Origin of the sequence: Streptomyces sp. NPDC002580 (assembly GCF_042889485.1) — a bacterium.
GTDB lineage: Bacteria > Actinomycetota > Actinomycetes > Streptomycetales > Streptomycetaceae > Streptomyces.
This window is the reverse complement of the sequence record NZ_JBIAQZ010000008.1, coordinates 199,366-216,863: the sequence shown is the minus strand read 5'-3', so window position 1 is coordinate 216,863 and position 17,498 is coordinate 199,366. Positions and strand designations below refer to the sequence as shown.

The following is a 17,498-nucleotide window of genomic DNA, read 5'->3' as shown; positions in this document are numbered from 1 at the left end:
GGCGAAATCGCCCGGAGACGGTGCGGGGCCCGGCGGAACCGTCGGGAGGCGGGGCGAAGGGGTCCGAGGAAGGCGCCGGAACTGGTCTCCATCAATCGATTGATCGGTACCCGCCGGCGGCGTATCCTCCCCGCCATGTCCGACTCGCCACCCGCCGCACCGGCCCCCGCCCCACCGCCCGCCGACGCCAGTCGAGAACGCATCGTCGCGGCGGCCACCGCCCTCTTCGCCGACCACGGCTACGACGGGACCAGCACCCGTCGGATCGCCGCCGACGCGGGACTGAACATGGCCACCGTCGCGTACCACGTCGGCGGGAAACCGGACCTCTACCGGGAGGTCATGCTCCGCGCCCACCTCGCCGAGCAGCGCGTGCTGACCGACGCGCTGGTCGCCTTCCGGGCACTCGCGCCCACCGATCCGGTCGCCGCCGTCACCGGCCTGGTCGACCGCTACCTCGACTTCTGCCTCGACCAGCCGCACATCCCGGCCCTGTGGATGCGCCGCTGGCTCTCGGACGCCGCGGAGTTCGCGGACCTGGAGGCCACCTACGCGCGACCGCTGATCGAGTCCGTCCGCGACACGGTCCGCGAGGGCGTCCTGGCCGCGCTGCCCGCCGGTTCGGCCGGACCCGCCGACGTCGAGATGACCGTCTGGACGGTGCTGTGGAGCACCCACGGGTTCTGCCGCTCCGGCATCCGGGCCGAGGTCCCGCGCTTCCGCGCCCACCTGCGCGCCCTCGCCGTCCGTGAACTCGGGCTCGGCGCCCTGGAACCGCGCGACCAGGAGCACGCGTGACGACCGCCGTCCTCCCCACGACCCCAGCCGAGGGAATCACCCGCCGCCGCCTCTTCGTCTACGGCCTCGGCTCCGTCGGCACCGGCGTCTTCTCCACCGTCCCCGGCCTGTTGCTGCTGTACTTCATGACGGACGCGCTGGGCGTCCCCGCGGGCGTCGCCGGACTCGTGGTCACGCTGCCCAAGGCCTGGGACGCCGTGTTCAACCCCCTGGTCGGCGCGGCCAGCGACCGGGAGGCCGTCCGCACCGGACGGCGCACACGCCTGCTCGTCGCGGGCGCCCTCGCGCTGCCCGCCGCGTTCGCGGCGATGTTCCTGTCACCGATGACCGGTGGCGGAGCGGCCGTCTGGGTGACCGTCACCTTCGTCCTGGCCGCGAGCGCCTTCTCGCTGTTCCAGGTGCCCTACGTCGCCCTGCCCGCCGAGATGTCCTCCGTCCCGGCCGTCCGCACCCGGATCATGGTCTGGCGGATCGTCTTCCTGACCCTGGGCATCCTCGTCGCGGGCGGCGCCGCCCCCCTCGTGGTCGACGTCGCCGGCGGCGGCCGGACGGGCTACGGGGCGATGGGACTCACCGTGGGCCTCGTCATCGTGGCGGTCCTGCTGGTGCCCGCCCTCGGCACCCGCTGGGTGCGCTCACGTCCCGGAACCGAACCACTCGGCCTGGTCGCGGCCTTCCGCACCGCACGAGGCAACCGCGCCTTCTTCGCGCTGCTGGCCTCCTTCGTCCTGCAGGCCGCCGCCGTCGCGATCATGCTCGCCGCCGCACCGTACGTCGCCACCTACCGACTCGGTGGTTACGGGCTGACCTCGTTGCTCTTCGTCTGTCTGGTCGCACCGAGCGCCGTCGCCGTCCCGCTCTGGGCCAAGGCCGCCGGACGCTGGGGGCGCCTGCGCTGCCTCACGGTCGCCACCTGCGGCTACGCCCTCGGTGCGGCGGCCCTGTTCCCGGCCGCGGGCAGCGGCAACGGCACCGCCGCGGTCGCCGCGACGCTCGCCCTCTGCGGTCTGCTCGGCGTCTGCTACGCGGCGCTGCAGGTCCTGCCCCTGGCCCTGCTGCCCGACACGGTGCACGCCGACACCGCGAGAACCGGCCATGTGCAGTCCGGCGCGTTCACCGGACTGTGGACGGCCGGTGAGACCGTCGGCCTCGCGGCCGGGCCCGGCGCCTACTCCGTCGCCCTGGCCGCCACCGGATTCGTCTCCTCGACCCTGGACCATCCGGTCGCCCAGAGCGCCACCGCGCGCACCGGCATCCTTCTGGGCTTCAGCCTCGTCCCCGCCCTGCTCATGCTGCTCTCCCTGCCCGCCCTGCGTGCCTACGGCCGCCGCCGCGACCGGCAAGAAACGGAAACCTCCCGATGACGACTCCTCAGCAGGACACCGCCCTCGCTCCGACGGCCCACCCCGGCCTGCCCGAGACCGGCCGCCCCGGTGCCGAACTCCTCGCCGAACTCGCCGTGCTCACCGCCGCCGACCTGCCGACCCGGGGCGGCCACACCACGGCCTACGTCTACGACAGCGGCCGTCCCGAGGTGCGCGAAGCCGCCGAACAGGCCTACCTGACCATGATGGAGGTCAACGGCCTCGACCCGACGGCCTTCCCCAGCATCGTCACCCTGGAACGCCAGGTCGTCGGCGCGACCGCCGCACGTCTCGGCGGCGACGACGCCACCCCGGGCATCTTCACCAGCGGCGGAACCGAGTCGATCATCCTGGCCGTCAAGGCGGCCCGGGACGCCCGCCCGGACGTCCTCGCCCCCGAGATCGTCGTCCCGGTCACCGCCCACGCCGCCTTCCACAAGGCCGGCAGCTACCTGCGGGTCACCGTGCGCAGCGCACCCGTCGACCCCGCCACCTACCGGGCCGACCCCGCGGCGATGGCGGCGCTCTGCAACGAGAACACCGTGCTCGTCGTCGCCTCCGCCCCCTCCTACGCCCACGGCGTCATCGACCCGGTCGCCGAGATCGCCGCCGACGCCGCCGCCCGCGGCATCCCCTGCCACGTCGACGCCTGCGTCGGCGGCTGGCTGCTGCCCTGGCTCGCCGAGGCGGGCGCCCCCGTCCCCGCCTTCGACCTCTCCGTCCCCGGTGTCACCTCGCTCTCGTGCGACCTGCACAAGTTCGGCTACGCCCCCAAGGGCGCCTCCGTCCTGCTGTTCCGCGACGAGGCCCTGCGCCTGGGCGCCTACTACGCCTGCGCCACCTGGCCCGGCTACAGCGTCGTCAACTCCACCATCCAGAGCAGTAAGGGAGCCGGCCCCCTCGCCGGGGCGTGGGCCACGCTCCAGGCACTCGGCGCCGACGGCTACCGCGAACTCGGCCGCGCCGCGCTGTCCGCCACCCGCACCCTGATCAGCGGCGTCGAGGCCATCGACGGCCTCACGGTCCTCGGCACCCCCGAGGCGACCCTCGTCGCCATCGGCGCCGACCCGGACGCCGACGTCCCCCTGGACCTCTTCGCCCTCGCCGACGAGACGCGTGCCCGGGGCTTCTTCCTCCAGCCCCAGCTCAGCCTCGACGGACTCCCGGCCAACCTGCACCTGACCCTCACCGGCGTCAGCGAGACCGGAGTCGAGAGCCTTCTCGCCGTCCTGCGCGAATGCGTGGAGGTCGTCCGTCCGCTCGGCCCCCCGACGCCCCCGGCCGACATCGTCGACCTGCTCGGGCAGGTGGACCTGACCGAACTCGACAACGCGTCCTTCGCGGCGCTGCTCCCCGCCGCGGGTGTCGACCTGACCGGCGACGACGCGGCCCGGATGGCCCCGGTCAACCGCCTCCTGGACGCCCTCCCGGCGACCACCCGCGAGGTCGTCGTCACCCGCTTCCTGTCCGCGCTCTACAGCCCGTACCTGGGCGGGTGAGGAAGATCCGTCCCGTGGGGTGACGGCGCTCGCGACGAGCCGCGATCACGACGAGCCCGTGGCCGGGTCCCGTCGGGCGCCGCCCGGACCACCGGCGCCCCGTCCTGCTTCGTCCCGTCCCGCCACGTCGGCGCTCGGCGGCCGTGAACCCCGGGTGGCCCACCCGGGGTTCACCGGGCGGTGCGCTGCCTCCGGCCGCCGCGGTGGAAGCGCATTCCGGCGTAGGCGAGATCGGCGAGAAGGACGACGACGCCGATGACCAGCAGATAGAACAGTCCGTGGGCGGCGAACCCGATGATGCCCAGGACGAGGGCGACGAGGATCAGGAACAGAAAGAGGCTCATCGGTTCTCCTGAGGTTTCGGGGGCTTCGGCGTTTCCGGGTTTCCCGGGCGCCGGTGGTTCCGGGGGCCCGGCGGATCAGGGCCGGGCGAGCCGACGCTCGCCCTTGACGCCGGGCACGTAGTCCAGTTCGTAGTGGGCGAAGACTCCCGGCTCGTCCTCGGCGGGCAGCACGTCGTCCGTGCCGATGGAGGGAGCCCTCTTCACCAGGCTCCTGTCGTGCGCGACCCTGAGGTACCCCGGCCCGACGGTCGCGCCGTCCAGGGGCACGAACACCAGACGACGGCGCGTGGGCAGGCCCACGGTCACCGTGGCGAACGACGGACTGTCGGTCGCGGTGTCGACGTAGACGGACTCCAGGTGGCCGATCTTGCGGCCCCCTGGATCCACCACGTCGTGACCACGCCATTCGCGGATGTCACCGGCCTCGAACATCTTGAACCTCCCCCGGGGGAGTACCCCCGATAGCGGGTCTGATGCCCCGGTCCTCTGCGATGCCCGGCCGGGAACCGGCGGCCGGCGTGCCGAGACGCCGCGCGCGCATCGCTCCGCCCCAAATCGCTGGGTGCCCTGCCCCGGGGTCTGCCAGGATCGTCGAACACCGACGGCGTTCCCGGGCCCCGTCCCGCGGGCGAGGTGTCCGCGGCCGGCGCCCGCGCCGCCGGCCGGTGACCCCGTGCCGGAACGCCGCACGCGAAGGAAAGGACGGTCGGCCCCGGTGCAGGACCAGGAGCAGGGGCAGGAGCAAGAACGGGAGCGGGAGCGGACGCCGGCGAAGCAGGCGCTGAGCCGTTCGTTCGTCACCGCCGACGGGGTCCGTTTCGACGTCGACGAGATGTCGGTCGAGCACCACCCGGGCCGCGCCGTGACGCTGACCTACCGGCTGACGGTGCGCCGCCGAGACCACCCGGACGAGCGCTGGGTGGTCAGGCTGCCCTGGGAGGACAAGTCCTGGCTGGACGTGTTCACCTCACCCGCGCCCCCTCCCGACCGGCTGCTACACCTCGTCCACCTCGTCCGCGCCCATCTGGAGGAGTGGTGGGACACCAAGGCACACAACCGGAGGTCGGCGAAACTGGGACACCGACCGGACTGACGCTCCCGCCCCGCTCTCCGTGTTCGCCCGGTGCGCGGACGGGCCGCCCCGCGCACCGGGACAGGGCCCCGGCCTCGTCCAGCGAGCGGGCGCCCGGACACCTGAGGCGTCCACGGGCCCGCACCCGGCGTGCACCATCATGAGGACGTGATCACCATTCATCTGAAGTACGAGATCGACGCCGACAAGCTCGAGGACTTCGAGGAGTACGGCCGCCGCTGGGTCGGGATCGTGAACCGGTTCGGCGGAACCCACCACGGCTACTTCCTGCCGAGCGAGGGCGACAGCGACATCGCGTACGCCCTCTTCTCGTTTCCCGGGCTCGCCGCCTACGAGCAGTACCGAACGGACAGCACGACCGACCCGGAGTGCCAGGAGGCCTTCGCGCTGGCGCGTGACACCCGCTGCATCAAGCGGTACGAGCGCCGCTTCCTGAGGCCGCTCGACGTCGAGTCCTAGGCCGCCGGTCCCGGGGGCGGGGGAGAGGACCGGGCGGCGGCGCACGATGCGCGGTGGGCCCGCGGACCGGGGCGACTTCGGCACCCGAGCCGTGCCACTGTGGAAGTGAGCCGGAAGGACATCGGCGAGCGCCCTCGGGTGTCCCGCGGCCCCGGGCAGCTCACGGAGCCGGGGGAGAAGCGCCCCCACCTCGCCGAAGTCACCATGTGGGCGAGGCGAAGGAGGTCCGGTGATGGGCATGTTCCCCACCGAGCGAGCCGTCCGGACCACCCCGGAGGGTCTCCTGTGGGAGCCGAGCGAACGCCGGGTGCGCGGCCGCGCGGGCGAGGTCACCGTCGTGGACAGCAGGCATCCCGTCCTCGTGTGGGAGCCCGGCGTGCCGGTGCCGCTGTACGCCTTCCCGCGCGCGGACGTCCGCGAGGACCTGCTCCGCCCCGCCGCGCATCCCGCGACGGGCACGCACACCGGATCGCGGGTCTTCTACGACCTGGAGCTCGACGGCGAGTCACGGGAGAACGCGGCCTGGACGTTCCCCGCGGCCGACCTGGCCGGCCACATCGCCTTCGAGTGGTTCCGCCGGGTCGGCCGAGGCCTGGACCACTGGTACGAGGAGGAGGAAGAGATCTTCATCCACCCCCGGGACCCCCACAAACGCGTGGACGCCATCGCCGGGAGCCGCCACGTCCGGGTGGAGATCGACGGCACCGCCGTCGCCGACACCCACCGGCCGGTCCTGCTCTTCGAGACCGGCCTGCCGACGCGGTTCTACATCCCGCCCGAGGACGTCCGCCTGGAACTGTTCGCACCCACCGACCACGGCACCGGATGCCCCTACAAGGGCACGGCCCGGTACTGGTCGTGGCGCGGCGAGGCCGCCGTGCCGCCGAACGTCGTCTGGAGCTACCCCGACCCCCTGCCCGCGGTGGGCGCGATCAAGAACCTGCTGGCCTTCTACAACGAGGCGGTCGACATCACCGTGGACGGCGAGGTCCTGGAGCGACCCGTCACCCCGTTCACCAGGACGCTCTCGGACCCGGCGGAGCGCCGTCGCCCCTCGTAGGCCGCCTGCCTTCCCGGGGCGGACGACATGCGTCCGCGGCGACCGCGACGGCATAATCCGGGCGTGACCCTCACCGCGCGACAGCTCGCCCTGGCCACCCTGGACCGTCAACTCCTGCTCGAACGCGGGGACCTTGACGTGGCGGAGGCCGTCCGCCGACTCTGCGCCCTGCAGGCGCAGTCACCGGCCTCGCCGTACCTGGCCCTGTGGAACCGTGTACGGGACTTCGTGCCGGAGGATCTCGACGCCGCGTTCCAGGAGCGCCGGGTCGTGAAGGCGACCCTGATGCGGATCACGCTCCACGCCGTCCACGCCGATGACTACGCCCCGTTCCACGCTGTCATGATGCCCACGCTGCGGGCCTCGCGGCTGTACGACCGCCGCTTCACCTCGACCGAGCTGACCGACGCCGACGCGGACGGGCTGCTCCCCGAGCTTCCCGGGCTCCTGGAACGACCGCGCACCGGCGCCGAGATGGAGGAGGAACTCGCCGGACGATGGGGAGAGCACGCGCGTCGCGTGTGGTGGGCGCTGCGGACCTACGCGCCGCTCCAGCACGTACCGATGGGCCGGCCGTGGTCGTTCACCCAGCCGAACACCTACGTGGCCTCGCCCGCTGACACCGGGTCCCTGCCGTGGGACGCGGCGGTCGGCGCGCGGCGACTCCTGCTCTCCTACCTGCGGGCGTTCGGACCCGCCTCGGCCCAGGACTTCGCCCGGTTCACGTTGCTGGGGCGCCAGGTGATCACCCAGGCCCTGCGCGAACTCGGCGACGAGGTGGTGCGGGTGGCCGGACCGGGGCGCGCCGTCCTCTTCGACCTGGCGGACGCCACCGTGCCCGCCGAGGACACCCCCACCCCGCCGAGGCTGCTGCCGATGTGGGACAGCACGCTGCTGGCCCATGTCGTCCCCGGACGGCTCATGCCCCCGGAGCACCGGCCGTGGGTGGTCCGGCGCAACGGAGACGTACTGCCCACGCTGCTCGTGGACGGGGAGGTCTCCGGGGTGTGGCGCACGGTCGACGGCGGACTGGAGATGACCGCCTTCCGCGAACTCGGCAAGGCCGCCTGGCTGGGGGTGACCGAGGAGGCGGAGCGACTGGCGGCGCTGCTGGCCGACCGTGACCCGGCCGTCTACCGGCGCTATCGACACTGGTGGGACAAGGGGATTCCCGGCGTCGAGACCAGGACGGTCAAGGTGTGACCGCACGCCGGGACGGTGCGGCGCACCTCGTGGATGCCGCCGGCGGTGCCGTCCCTCGTCCAACAGGGTCCCGTTGAGACCCTGTTGGGGCCGGTTCGCGTTGCCGGGGTTCCGCCCGGCGGGAGACGGCGCCGCGACCCGGCCGGGAGGGACGGTGATCGGGGCACGGGCGGCGACGCGTCAGGGCGACAGGTGTCCCAGGACGGACCGGACCGCCTGTTCCACCGCGTGCCTCGCCCGCTCGGCACCACCGGCCGTCTCGAAGCCGTGGCGGCCGAGCGGAACGTCGATCACCTCGACCCCGGCCTCGCTCTCCGCCGCCGCTGCCAGGAACTCCTCGACCGTCACCGCGATCTCGGCCCGCTCCAGTTCCACCCGGGTCAGCACGATCGGCAGCCGGCCCGCGGTACGCACCGCGACCGCCGGGCGGAACCGGGAGCCGACGAGGTGCCAGTTGGGCATGGGGGCGAGGACCGGATAGCTCGCGGCCACACACCTCAGCCACGGCGGGGGCGCCGCGAGCCAGTCCGCCGACAGCAGCCCGCCGGCGGAGAAGAACCACAGGGCCACGCGGTTCTCGTCGACGCGCGGATCGGCCCGTACGAGGTCGACGGCGGCGGCGATGTCCTCGGCGGCCCGCCCGTAGTCGGCGAGATCGTGCAGCCGATGGTCCACTGTCACGCCGACGGCTCCCAGGCCCGCCACGTACCGGCCGTACCCGACGAAGGCCGGCCAGTCCCTCGGCGTCGGCCGCGTGTCGGGGTGCACCGGGCCGCCGTGGACGAACACCACCGCCGGACGAGGCGACGTGTCGTCCGGGAGTTCGCCGGTGACATCGTCGGGGAAGTGGAGATCGACCCGGCCCACCCGCTCCCGACGTCGCTCCGGCACCTCCATCAGGAAGGGGCGCAGGTGCGCCGGTGGTTCGCTCGGGGTCGCGGCCAGCCGCCGCCCTTCCCCCGCCGCGGCCCTGAGCAGCACGTCGGTCACCTCGGCGGGGCGGGAGAGCATCGGCCAGTGCCCGGTGTCGAGTTCGAAGAAGCTCACCCGGGGGTCGGTGAGCCGCTGGAAGCGCGGGTCCCCCAACCCCACCAGGCCCTCGACCATGGCGATGCTCGAACCGTTGGCGACGCAGAGGACACCCGTCGACGGCAACTCGTAGACGGCTCCCGACAGCTGGAGCGGCTGAGTCAGCGTGCCCGCCGGCTGCGGGACGGACTCGTCCGTCAGGCGATCCAGAAGGGCCGGTGCGAGTCCCTCGACGCTTCCCCAGCGCTGCCACTCCTCGGGCCGCGGCGGCGGGACGCGCCAGTCGTCCCCGGCCGCGTCGGAGAGCTTCGCCAGCCGCTCGCGCAGGGCCTCGTCGGGCACGAGGGCGAGTGCCCGGTCGCCGTGCCGCGGCATGCCCGCGTCCAGGTGGACGATCCGGGCGATCCGCTCCGGGCGCCGGTCGGCCGCGCCGAGCACCGGGTGGATGCCGTAGCAGTGACCGACCAGCACCATATCCGTGGCGTCCAGTCGGTCGATCAACCGCAGCAGGTCCTGGACATGCGTCTCCAGGTCCGTGTCCGGTCCCGCCGCGCCGTCCCGGTCGGCCATGCCGGTGAGCGTCACCGGGTACGCCTCGGCCCCCGACTCCCGCAGCCGATCGGCCACTTCACGCCAGATCCAGCCGCCGGTGTGGGCACCCGCCACCAAGATGAAAGCCGTCATCACGTCTCCTCGCACACGGTGTTCCGCGGGGCCGGTCGCCCCGGCGTCCCGCGCTCGCCGGTACCGTAGGAACTCCCCCTGAGGGAGGTTCAAGCCGTGCCGCCTGAGAGCATGTGGACGATCGGCGAACTCGCGGAGCGTGCGGGCGCCACCGTCAAGACCGTCCGTTTCTACTCGGACCGTGGGCTGCTGCCCGAAGGCGCCCGGAGTACCGGCGGGCACCGCCGCTACGGGCCCGAGGCGCTCGACCGGCTCCACCTGATCCGCTCCCTGCGCACGCTGGACCTGCCGGTTCCCGAAGTGGGCCGGGTCCTCGACGAGCAGGACACGCTGGAGGACGTCGTGGCCAGGCGGCTGCGGCACATCGGCTCACAACTGGCGGTCCTGCGTTGGCAGGAGGCCGCCCTCCGGCTCGTCCAGGAGTGCTCCCCCGAGGAACGCGCCGAGCGGCTGCGGCTCGTCGGAGCCGTTGCCGTCCCGCCCAGCACGGCTCCGCTGGCACGCTTCTGGCGGCGCTGGCTCCCGCCGCGCCTCCCCGCCCGGCTGGTCTCCGCCATCGTGGACCAGGCGGTTCCGCAGCTTCCCGAGGGCCCGACTCCGGCCCAGGTGCTCGCCTTCACCCGGCTGTACGCCTTCGTCACCGCGCCCTGCCCCGGTACCGGGCAGGGGCAGCCCGCGGCGCACCTGCCCGACGGGGGCCGTCCGGCCGTGCTCTACGACGGTCTCGGTGAGGCGCACGCGCTGGCCGCGCGGCAGGTGCGGGAGGAACGGACACCGCACGCGGGCGAAGCGCTCGACTGCTTCGTCTCCGCCTACGCCCGATCACGCGGGACGAAGGACACACCCGCCTTCCGCCGGCGGCTCGGCACGCTGCTGGCCGCGGACCCCCGGATCGACCACTACTGGAACCTGACCGCCGAACTCTCCGACCCGTCCGAACCGACCCCCGGCGCCACCCACGACTGGCTCTGCGCCGCGCTGGACGACGAGATCGCCGACCTGGCCGGCTGAAGCAGCGCACCGCCGCCCCGGGCGCTCGCCTCGGGAACGACGGCGCGTGCGCCTTGCGGTCCGCCGACGGCTCAGAACGTCCAGCGCGTATGGGTGTAGACGCCGTCGTCGCGACCGAAGCCGTAGGCGGTGACCGGGGCCACCGCGAACACCGTCGCGTCCCCCTTCCGGAAGGCGTCGCCGATGCCGTGGAAGGTGCCCTCCGGCGAGGTGATGTGCGCCCCGTACTGCGCCTCGTACGCCCCGATCACCGCCTCCAGCGCCGTCGGGTCGGAGACCGGGACCGCCTCGCCCTCGATCACGAGGTCGAGCCCCTCGTCGAGCGAGTTCCGCCCGGTGATCAGCGCGCAGTGCCCGTCATGAGCGAGGTTCCTGGCCTTCTGCTCCTGCGGGCCGGTGGAGAAGTACAGCACTCCCTCGTGCCAGGCGGCGATCACGGGTGTGACGTGCGGACGTCCGTCCGGCCGCACCGTGGACAGCCAGAAGATCTCGGCCTCCGTCAACCGCCGCCGAGCCTCGTCCCAGTCGGTGGCGGTGACGTCCGCGGCACCGGGGCGGGGATGGAGCGCGGAGCTGTAACGGGCGTCGAGGTGGGTCGTGGGCCGCTGGGCGGGTTCGTGCGTCGGCATGGCGGATCTCCTGTCTTCTCCTCTTTCGAATAACGACCGGTGAACCGTGCCGAAATCATCGCCGGGGGAGGAAGCGCGCCCGTCCCCCTGAACGGCGGTGTGCGGCCCGCCCTTCTCCCTCACTTCTCCACCCGGTGACGGCGGCCGAGGACGACCTGCGGGCGCTCGATCGCCTTCGCCGGGCCGTTCGCCTCGGCGCCGAATCCGTTCCCTCCCTGTCGGTGAAGCGCCGGGCCGACGGTTCGGCGGACATCGAGCACGTGGCGGGCTCCGGCGACTGCCGGGGCACGCTCGACCGGACGGTGGCCGTTCTCACGCTCCCTCCTGACGAGGACGTCGCGATCCTGGTCGACGCCCTCGCCCCCGGCGGCACCGCCCGCGATCACGGCAGCACCCGTGACGGCGGGTCGGTGGTGCCGCCGTCAGGGCGACCGGGTCAGGGAGCGACCCTCGCGCTCAACCCGTAGTCCAGCTCGGAGCCGTCCACGAGCAGCGCCTCGACCGTTCGCGTACGGAGGTCGACGTCGGCGACGATCCCGTCCCCGGCGAAGCGGGGACAGCCCGTCTCCCCTGTCTCACCCGTCGCCTCGACGACGGCCGAGCGCACGGCCGAGTCCTCCACGGAGACCGGGTCCGCGTTCAAGATGTGCTCGGGGACCAGCAGGATCGTCAGACGCTGAGGTTCGGTAGTCATGGCCGGTATTCAAGTGCTTCCGCCGCCGACCGCCGCGTAGGCGCACGGCGGTCGACCGAGGACATCGCGCCCGCAGCGCCCCCGGACCCGCTGTTCGTTCCGCCGGTCCGGTCCCTTGAAGGCGGACGGACGGTCACCGGCCGTCCCCGGGCCGGCGGCCGAAACCTCGTACCGGACTGCCGGGCCCGGGGTGCGGCATGATGCCCGGGTGGAACTGGAGCCGTACCGAGGTGAGTTGCTGGCGTTCTGCTATCGGATGCTGGGTTCCTTCCACGAGGCCGAGGACCTGGTCCAGGAGACTCTGCTGCGTGCCTGGAAGGCCCGTGACCGGTACGACCCGACGCGCGCGTCGGTGCGTACCTGGCTGTACCGGATCGCGACCAACGCGTGCCTGACCGCGCTGGAGGGGCGCGCCCGGCGCCCGCTGCCGTCGGGGCTGGGCGCGCCGAGCGACGACCCGGGGGCACCGCTCGCACCGGCGCTCGACGTTCCCTGGCTGGAGCCGTTCCCGGACGCCCGGTCCGACGTGGACGCGCGGTCCGACCTGCGGCTCGCGTGGGTGGCCGCCGTACAGCTCCTGCCGGCCCGGCAGCGCGCCGTACTCGTGCTGCGCGAGGTGCTGGAGTTCTCGGCCGCGGAGGTCGCCGGCCAGCTGGGCATCACGGTCGCGGCGGTCAACAGCGCCCTGCAACGCGCCCGCGCCACCATCGCGGGCGCGGGCACCGGTGACCCCGGCGAGATCCGCGAGCCGGGCGACGCCGAAGCGGTCGCGGCGATCCAGCGGTACACGCGGGCCTTTGAGGCGGCCGACGTGCCCTCCCTGGTACGGCTGCTGGCCGACGACGTGGTCCTCGAGATGCCGCCGCTCGCGCTGTGGTACCGGGGCAGCCGGGCGTACGGCCTGTTCATCGACCGCGTGTTCCGGACGCGTGGACCGGGCTGGCGGACGCGGGAGCTCACCGCCAATGGGCAGCCCGCGCTCGCCGCGTACGCGCCGGAGCCCGGCGGCGGTCACCGGCTGCACTCCCTGCAGGTCTTCGACGTCGTCGGCGGCCGCGTCGCGCACAACGTGACGTTCGCCGACCCACGCGTCCTCGGCGCCTTCGGCCTGCCGTCCGGGATCTCCGCCGACGAGTTCGACCGGGAGCGATGAGTCGGGACGGTGCCGCCGGTATGTACCGGTGACCACCGAACCGAAGGGAATCCCATCATGAGCGTCATCGTGATCGAGTTCATCACCGTGGACGGGGTCGTGGCCGACCCCGACGGGTCCGGGGGCACGGAACAGGGCGGCTGGGCGTTCCGCTACGGTCCGGAGGCGGTGGCCGGGGACAAGTTCCGCCTCGGGAGCGCCCTGGACGACGGGGTCCTGCTGCTCGGGCGGACGACCTGGCAGCTGTTCTCGCGGCTGTGGCCGGGCCGCGACGACCCGTTCGCCCTGCGGATGAACGCCGTACCGAAACTGGTGGTCTCCCGCACGCTGACCGACACCTCGGCCTGGGCCGACTCGCGGGCCCTGGAGGGCGACCTGCTCGACGCCGTGGGGCGCGAGCGGCGCGATGTGGTCGTCACCGGCAGTCTGAGCGTCGTGGGGCAGCTCATGGCCGAGGACCTGATCGACGAGTACCGGCTGATGACCTTCCCCACCGTCCTCGGAACCGGCCGCCGCCTGTTCCCGGCCGACGCCCCTCACACGGAGCTGCGGTGCGAGTCGGTGGAACAGGTCGGCGCCGCCGTCCTCACCCGCTACCGCAGGGCCGCTCGATGACGGCCGCCCACATCGGCGCCGCCCGCCGGCAGACGCCGAGCCACGCCCGGTCCGGGTGAGGTGAACGGCTCCGCACCCATCGGTCCGGCGGAGGTGCCCACGATGCTCGTCGCGGGCACCTCCGCCGGCCGTGACCGAGCCCTTCGAAGGCGCGCCGCGTCGGGCGCACCCGGGAGTGGATCCCGAAGCCCTCCGGCGGGCCGGCATGACCGCGCGGCGCCACGCCCGCGGCCGCCGGTGACGCACCACCGTCCGCCGAGCGGGTGGGTGACGCGTGCTCAAGAGGGCCGTCGGCCCCGCCGGCCGACGCACGGTGCGTGGCGGCGGCGCCCAGCGCAGCTCGGGCGGGAGGTGACGGACATCCGACGCCGCCCGGCACGGCCGCCGCCCCCGACGCCGCCCGGTGGTGCCGGGACCGCAGCCGTGCCGGCGGGGGCGGGTCGGCCGAGCGGGCGACGGTGGCGGGACGAGGCGCACCAGGGGGAAGGCATCGATCATGCCGCCCACCTGGTCGCTGCCGGAAGACACGACAGCGCCTCCGGTCCGGAGCACCGCCGGTCGTACGACCGGCGGTGCTCCGGACCGGAGCGGCGGCATCCGTTTCCCGTGGACGGTCGGTGACGCGCCGACTGTCGAGAACAGATGGGTGAACCGTGAGGCGCATGTCAGCGGAATCACGACCGTGCGAGAGGCCGTCGGCCGGCGGCCGCAGGAGAGGACGGGCCCGGCGGCTGGCGGCCGTGACCGGGTGCCTCGTCCTGTGGGCGATGCCTTCCGCGGTGGCGGGAGCCGTCCAGAAGGACGTCCGGCCACCGGCCCGGCCCCCGCTGTTCGTGTCCGACTACGGCAACAACCGGGTGGTGAGACTGCCGGCCGACGGAGGAGGACAGACGACCGTTCCGCTCGACGGCGTGGTGCGCCCCACCGGCATGGCCTGGAACGCCGCCCGCGACCTGTACGTGTCCGACACCGGCAACAACAGGGTCGTGAAGCTGCCCGGGAACGGCGGGGACCAGGTCACCGTGCCCGCCGACGGTCTGTCACGGCCGCTGGGCCTCGCCGTCGGTACCGGCGGCGACCTCTACATCGCCGACAGCTTCAACGACCGCGTCGTGAAGGTGCCCGCCGACGGGAGCGGCCAGACGACCGTCCCCACCACAGGGCTCCTCCACCCGTGGGGCCTGGCGCTGGAAGGCGACGGGGACCTGTACATCTCCGACTTCGTCAACGACCGCGTCGTGAAGGTCGCCGCGGACGGGAGCGGGCAGACCACCGTGCCCACCGTCGGCCTGTCCCAGCCGACCGGGCTGGCGCTGAACCGCGCGGGGGACCTCTACATCTCGGACAGCGGCAACAACCGTGTGGTCAAGGTGTCCGCCCGCGGCGGTACGCAGAGCACCGTGCCGATCACCGGCCTCAGCGATCCGCTCGGCCTCGCCCTCGACGCCCGCGGCGGCCTCTATGTCGCCGACGCCTTCAACAACCGGGTCGTACGGGTCCGGGAGACGGGCGGCGGACAGACCACCGTTCCGGCTTCCGGCCTCAACACGCCGACGGGTGTCGCGTTCCCGGTGACGGGCGGGCGCCCCGGAGGGAAGTGAGCACCGGCGGGGCGGGATGGCAGCGCGGCCCAGGGCGGGCGGTGCCCGGCGGGGCCGCCCGCCGGGCACCGGCACCCTCCGGAAGCCGCTCGCGCGGGACGCACCACCGGTTCACGCTCCGTCCGGTACGGAGACGCCGACCGGCTGGGGAGGCGTGATCCCGCGGAGCGGCTCGGGGACGGATCCACCGCGCAGGCCCGGCTCCTTCACACCGACCCAGACGACCGCGACGAGACACAGGAGCCCACCGCTGACCAGGGCGGTCGCTCCGGAGGTCCAGCCGGCGACCACGCCACCCCGCACGCTCCCGAGGTGCGGGCCCGCGTGGCCGACGATCTGCTCGGCCGCCGTCACCCGGCCCAGCAGGGCGTCCGGCGTGTGGGTCTGAACAATCGTGGCTCGCGAGATCACCGACACGGCGTCGGCGGCCCCGGCGACCACCAGGAACCCGAGCCCGGCCCACGGATCACGCACCAGTCCGAAAGTAGCGAGCGCCGCACCCCAGATCGCCGCGCCGCAGAGCATCACCGGCCCGGGGCGCCCGAGCCGGGTGACCGTGCCGGACAGCGCGGACGCGGTGACGCCGCCGACGGCGAGCGCGGACAGGAACAGACCGAGGGTGCGTGGACCGCCGCCGAAACGTTCGGCGTTGACGAGCGGGAAGAGACCGGTCGGCATCGAGAGCACGGTGGCGGCCAGATCGGTGATCAGGGCGCCGCGGACCACCCGGTGTCCGGCCAGGAAGCGGAGACCGTCGAACACGCCGTGCAACCCGGCCCGGGACGGCTCGCCCGAGGGCGGCAGGGCGGGCAGCCCGAAGGCGCCGTAGAAGGCGAGCCCGAAGGACAGGGCGTCGACGAGATAGCAGGTGCCGACGCCGGCCCAGCCGAGCAGGAGTCCGCCGAGCGCCGGACCGGCGAGCATCATCGCCTGACCGGTGACCTGCTGGAGCGCCAGCCCGGCCGCCACCTGGTCCTTCGGCAGCAGCCGCGTCACGAACACGCCCGCCGCGGGACCGCCGACCGCCGAACAACAGGACTGCGCGGCGACCAGCGCGAGCACTCCCAGCACCGGAAGGTGCCCGGTGAAGCCCTGCACAGCCAGCAGCAGCGAGAAGGCCGCCTGGCCGACGGTGGCCAGCAGGAAGATGCGCCGCCGGTCCCCGCGGTCCACCCATGCGCCGGCGAACAGCCCGAACACCACCATCGGCAGCGCCTGCGCCAGCCCCACCGCGCCGGTCCAGACCGCGCTGTGCGTCAGGTCCCAGACCTGGTACATGACCGTGACCATGGTCATGAAGCTGCCCAGCACGGACACGGTCCGGCCGATCAGCAGACGCCGGAAGACGGGGGACGTCCGCAGCGGCCGGACGTCGATCAGGGTTCGGGTGAGACGCGTGGAGGAACGGCGGGACGCTCGGGGGTGATTCACGCCGCGGAGGCTAACCGCCGCCCGGGCGGCGGGGCGACTTCTTTGTCCGCGGCCGTCGCCGCCCACCCGGACGGCCTGCCGAGGCCGAGGGCGGCGCGATCCCCGCGGGCCGGAACCACCGGGTCCGCGCGCGACCCGTCGCGTCGGGCCACGACGGACGGACACACGGCGTCAGCTCATGCGGTTGCGGGCCCGCCGCACCTCGCGGCGACGGCCCAGGCGTCGGCGACCTCCCTCCTCGCCCGGCCCGCCTCCGCCCCCGTCGTTCCGTCGCGGGGAGGCGGTCCGACGCGGCTGGATACCCTGCCGGGATGTCACCGTTGTCGCTCTCCCCGCTCCGATTCACCGCCGATGAGACCGCGGCGGTGGTCGGCCTCTACGCGAGCAATCCGGAGTACTGCCGTGCCGCGGGCGAGTACGAACCCGAGGATGTCCCGGCCGACCGGGTCGAGGCGGATCTGCGGGAGGAAGCCGGTACCGAGGGCTGCGAGGTGCTGCTCGCCCGCGACGGACAGGACCGGATCGTCGGCCTGCTGTGCCTGCTGGACCGGCACCCCACCGACGGGCATCCGTGGATCGGGCTGCTGCTCGTGCACGGGAGCCTCCACCGCCGGGGCGTCGGCCGACAACTGGCGGGCATGGTCGAGGAACGGTTCCGCCACGAGGGCAGGGAGGGTCTCCGGCTGGCCGTCCTGGAGAACACCCCGGCCTCCCTGGCCTTCTGGACGTCCCTGGGCTGGCGGGAGATCGACCGCCGTTCCGACCGGCGGCTCGGCCGCCCCTGCGTCGTCCTGCACAAGCCACTGGTCTGACGGCCGCCGGGCCGGCCGC

Annotated in this window: 19 protein-coding genes; 13 read left to right on the top strand and 6 right to left on the bottom strand. The window is 73.6% G+C overall.

Translation table 11 applies throughout. The annotated features are described in order from the left end of the window. The first annotated feature begins 135 nt into the window (after positions 1–135). From ACFYW7_RS24900 to ACFYW7_RS24890, 3 genes are read left to right on the top strand one after another with little or no spacing between them, the layout of a single operon-like run. Positions 136–798 (top strand): TetR/AcrR family transcriptional regulator, encoded by a 663-nt coding sequence (locus tag ACFYW7_RS24900; protein ID WP_389505975.1) that lies wholly within the window; start codon positions 136–138, stop codon positions 796–798. Further along, positions 795–2,162 carry an MFS transporter gene (locus tag ACFYW7_RS24895; protein ID WP_389505973.1) on the top strand — a complete coding sequence of 456 codons (1,368 nt, stop codon included), beginning with the start codon at positions 795–797 and terminating at the stop codon, positions 2,160–2,162. The genes ACFYW7_RS24900 and ACFYW7_RS24895 overlap by 4 nt, the downstream gene beginning before the upstream one ends. After that, positions 2,159–3,661, top strand: coding sequence for a pyridoxal phosphate-dependent decarboxylase family protein (locus tag ACFYW7_RS24890; RefSeq protein ID WP_389505971.1), 1,503 nt, complete (start codon positions 2,159–2,161; stop codon positions 3,659–3,661). The genes ACFYW7_RS24895 and ACFYW7_RS24890 overlap by 4 nt, the downstream gene beginning before the upstream one ends. A 170-nt stretch (positions 3,662–3,831) precedes the next feature. Here ACFYW7_RS24890 and ACFYW7_RS24885 read toward each other — a convergent pair whose 3' ends face one another. Next, positions 3,832–4,005, bottom strand: a complete 174-nt coding sequence (locus tag ACFYW7_RS24885) for a hypothetical protein (RefSeq protein ID WP_389505969.1) — start codon at positions 4,003–4,005, stop codon at positions 3,832–3,834. A gap of 75 nt (positions 4,006–4,080) precedes the next feature. Beyond that, positions 4,081–4,437: a PRC-barrel domain-containing protein gene (locus ACFYW7_RS24880; protein ID WP_389505967.1), complete on the bottom strand. Its 357-nt coding sequence runs from the start codon at positions 4,435–4,437 to the stop codon at positions 4,081–4,083. 283 nt (positions 4,438–4,720) lie between these two features. Here ACFYW7_RS24880 and ACFYW7_RS24875 point away from each other — a divergent pair, with 283 nt between their 5' ends. From ACFYW7_RS24875 to ACFYW7_RS24860, 4 genes are all read left to right on the top strand, one after another. Beyond that, positions 4,721–5,098, top strand: coding sequence for a hypothetical protein (locus tag ACFYW7_RS24875; protein ID WP_389505965.1), 378 nt, complete (start codon positions 4,721–4,723; stop codon positions 5,096–5,098). Between the two features lie 147 nt (positions 5,099–5,245). Then, positions 5,246–5,557 (top strand): NIPSNAP family protein, encoded by a 312-nt coding sequence (locus tag ACFYW7_RS24870; protein WP_389505963.1) that lies wholly within the window; start codon positions 5,246–5,248, stop codon positions 5,555–5,557. 232 nt (positions 5,558–5,789) lie between these two features. Then, the gene (locus ACFYW7_RS24865; protein WP_389505961.1) at positions 5,790–6,617 is read left to right on the top strand and encodes a DUF427 domain-containing protein; all 828 of its coding nucleotides are present in this window, start codon (positions 5,790–5,792) and stop codon (positions 6,615–6,617) included. Positions 6,618–6,680: 63 nt separating this feature from the next. Next, the gene (locus ACFYW7_RS24860) at positions 6,681–7,820 is read left to right on the top strand and encodes a winged helix DNA-binding domain-containing protein (RefSeq protein ID WP_389505959.1); all 1,140 of its coding nucleotides are present in this window, start codon (positions 6,681–6,683) and stop codon (positions 7,818–7,820) included. Between the two features lie 180 nt (positions 7,821–8,000). Here the strand turns inward: ACFYW7_RS24860 and ACFYW7_RS24855 are convergent, their stop codons facing one another. Then, entirely contained in the window at positions 8,001–9,533 is a 1,533-nt protein-coding gene (locus ACFYW7_RS24855) for an alpha/beta fold hydrolase (RefSeq protein WP_389505957.1), read from the bottom strand. Between the two features lie 96 nt (positions 9,534–9,629). On the opposite strand from ACFYW7_RS24855, the gene ACFYW7_RS24850 reads away from it, so the two are divergent. After that, the gene (locus ACFYW7_RS24850) at positions 9,630–10,544 is read left to right on the top strand and encodes a MerR family transcriptional regulator (RefSeq protein ID WP_389505955.1); all 915 of its coding nucleotides are present in this window, start codon (positions 9,630–9,632) and stop codon (positions 10,542–10,544) included. 71 nt (positions 10,545–10,615) lie between these two features. Here the strand turns inward: ACFYW7_RS24850 and ACFYW7_RS24845 are convergent, their stop codons facing one another. Next, on the bottom strand, positions 10,616–11,173 hold the full coding sequence (locus ACFYW7_RS24845; protein ID WP_389505953.1) for a pyridoxamine 5'-phosphate oxidase family protein: 558 nt from the start codon (positions 11,171–11,173) through the stop codon (positions 10,616–10,618). Positions 11,174–11,307: 134 nt separating this feature from the next. Here ACFYW7_RS24845 and ACFYW7_RS24840 point away from each other — a divergent pair, with 134 nt between their 5' ends. Beyond that, the gene (locus ACFYW7_RS24840; protein WP_389505951.1) at positions 11,308–11,640 is read left to right on the top strand and encodes a hypothetical protein; all 333 of its coding nucleotides are present in this window, start codon (positions 11,308–11,310) and stop codon (positions 11,638–11,640) included. Here the strand turns inward: ACFYW7_RS24840 and ACFYW7_RS24835 are convergent. Beyond that, positions 11,610–11,867 carry a hypothetical protein gene (locus ACFYW7_RS24835; protein ID WP_389505948.1) on the bottom strand — a complete coding sequence of 86 codons (258 nt, stop codon included), beginning with the start codon at positions 11,865–11,867 and terminating at the stop codon, positions 11,610–11,612. The two genes, ACFYW7_RS24840 and ACFYW7_RS24835, sit on opposite strands and share 31 nt — an antisense overlap. A gap of 208 nt (positions 11,868–12,075) precedes the next feature. Between ACFYW7_RS24835 and ACFYW7_RS24830 the strand changes: the two genes are divergently transcribed. The 3 genes from ACFYW7_RS24830 to ACFYW7_RS24820 all read left to right on the top strand — a co-directional run bounded on the left by ACFYW7_RS24830 (position 12,076) and on the right by ACFYW7_RS24820 (position 15,236). Next, positions 12,076–13,020: a sigma-70 family RNA polymerase sigma factor gene (locus ACFYW7_RS24830; protein WP_389505945.1), complete on the top strand. Its 945-nt coding sequence runs from the start codon at positions 12,076–12,078 to the stop codon at positions 13,018–13,020. A gap of 57 nt (positions 13,021–13,077) precedes the next feature. Next, positions 13,078–13,635 (top strand): dihydrofolate reductase family protein, encoded by a 558-nt coding sequence (locus ACFYW7_RS24825; RefSeq protein WP_389505943.1) that lies wholly within the window; start codon positions 13,078–13,080, stop codon positions 13,633–13,635. A 767-nt stretch (positions 13,636–14,402) separates the two neighbouring features. Continuing rightward, a complete protein-coding gene (locus ACFYW7_RS24820) occupies positions 14,403–15,236 on the top strand; it encodes a hypothetical protein (RefSeq protein ID WP_389505941.1) in 834 nt (277 codons plus the stop codon). A gap of 111 nt (positions 15,237–15,347) precedes the next feature. On the opposite strand, the gene ACFYW7_RS24815 is transcribed toward ACFYW7_RS24820, so the two are convergent. After that, the gene (locus ACFYW7_RS24815) at positions 15,348–16,667 is read right to left on the bottom strand and encodes an MFS transporter (RefSeq protein ID WP_389505939.1); all 1,320 of its coding nucleotides are present in this window, start codon (positions 16,665–16,667) and stop codon (positions 15,348–15,350) included. 311 nt (positions 16,668–16,978) lie between these two features. Between ACFYW7_RS24815 and ACFYW7_RS24810 the strand changes: the two genes are divergently transcribed. Further along, complete coding sequence (locus tag ACFYW7_RS24810; RefSeq protein WP_389505937.1) at positions 16,979–17,479, top strand: GNAT family N-acetyltransferase; 501 nt, start codon at positions 16,979–16,981, stop codon at positions 17,477–17,479. Positions 17,480–17,498 lie beyond the last annotated feature (19 nt).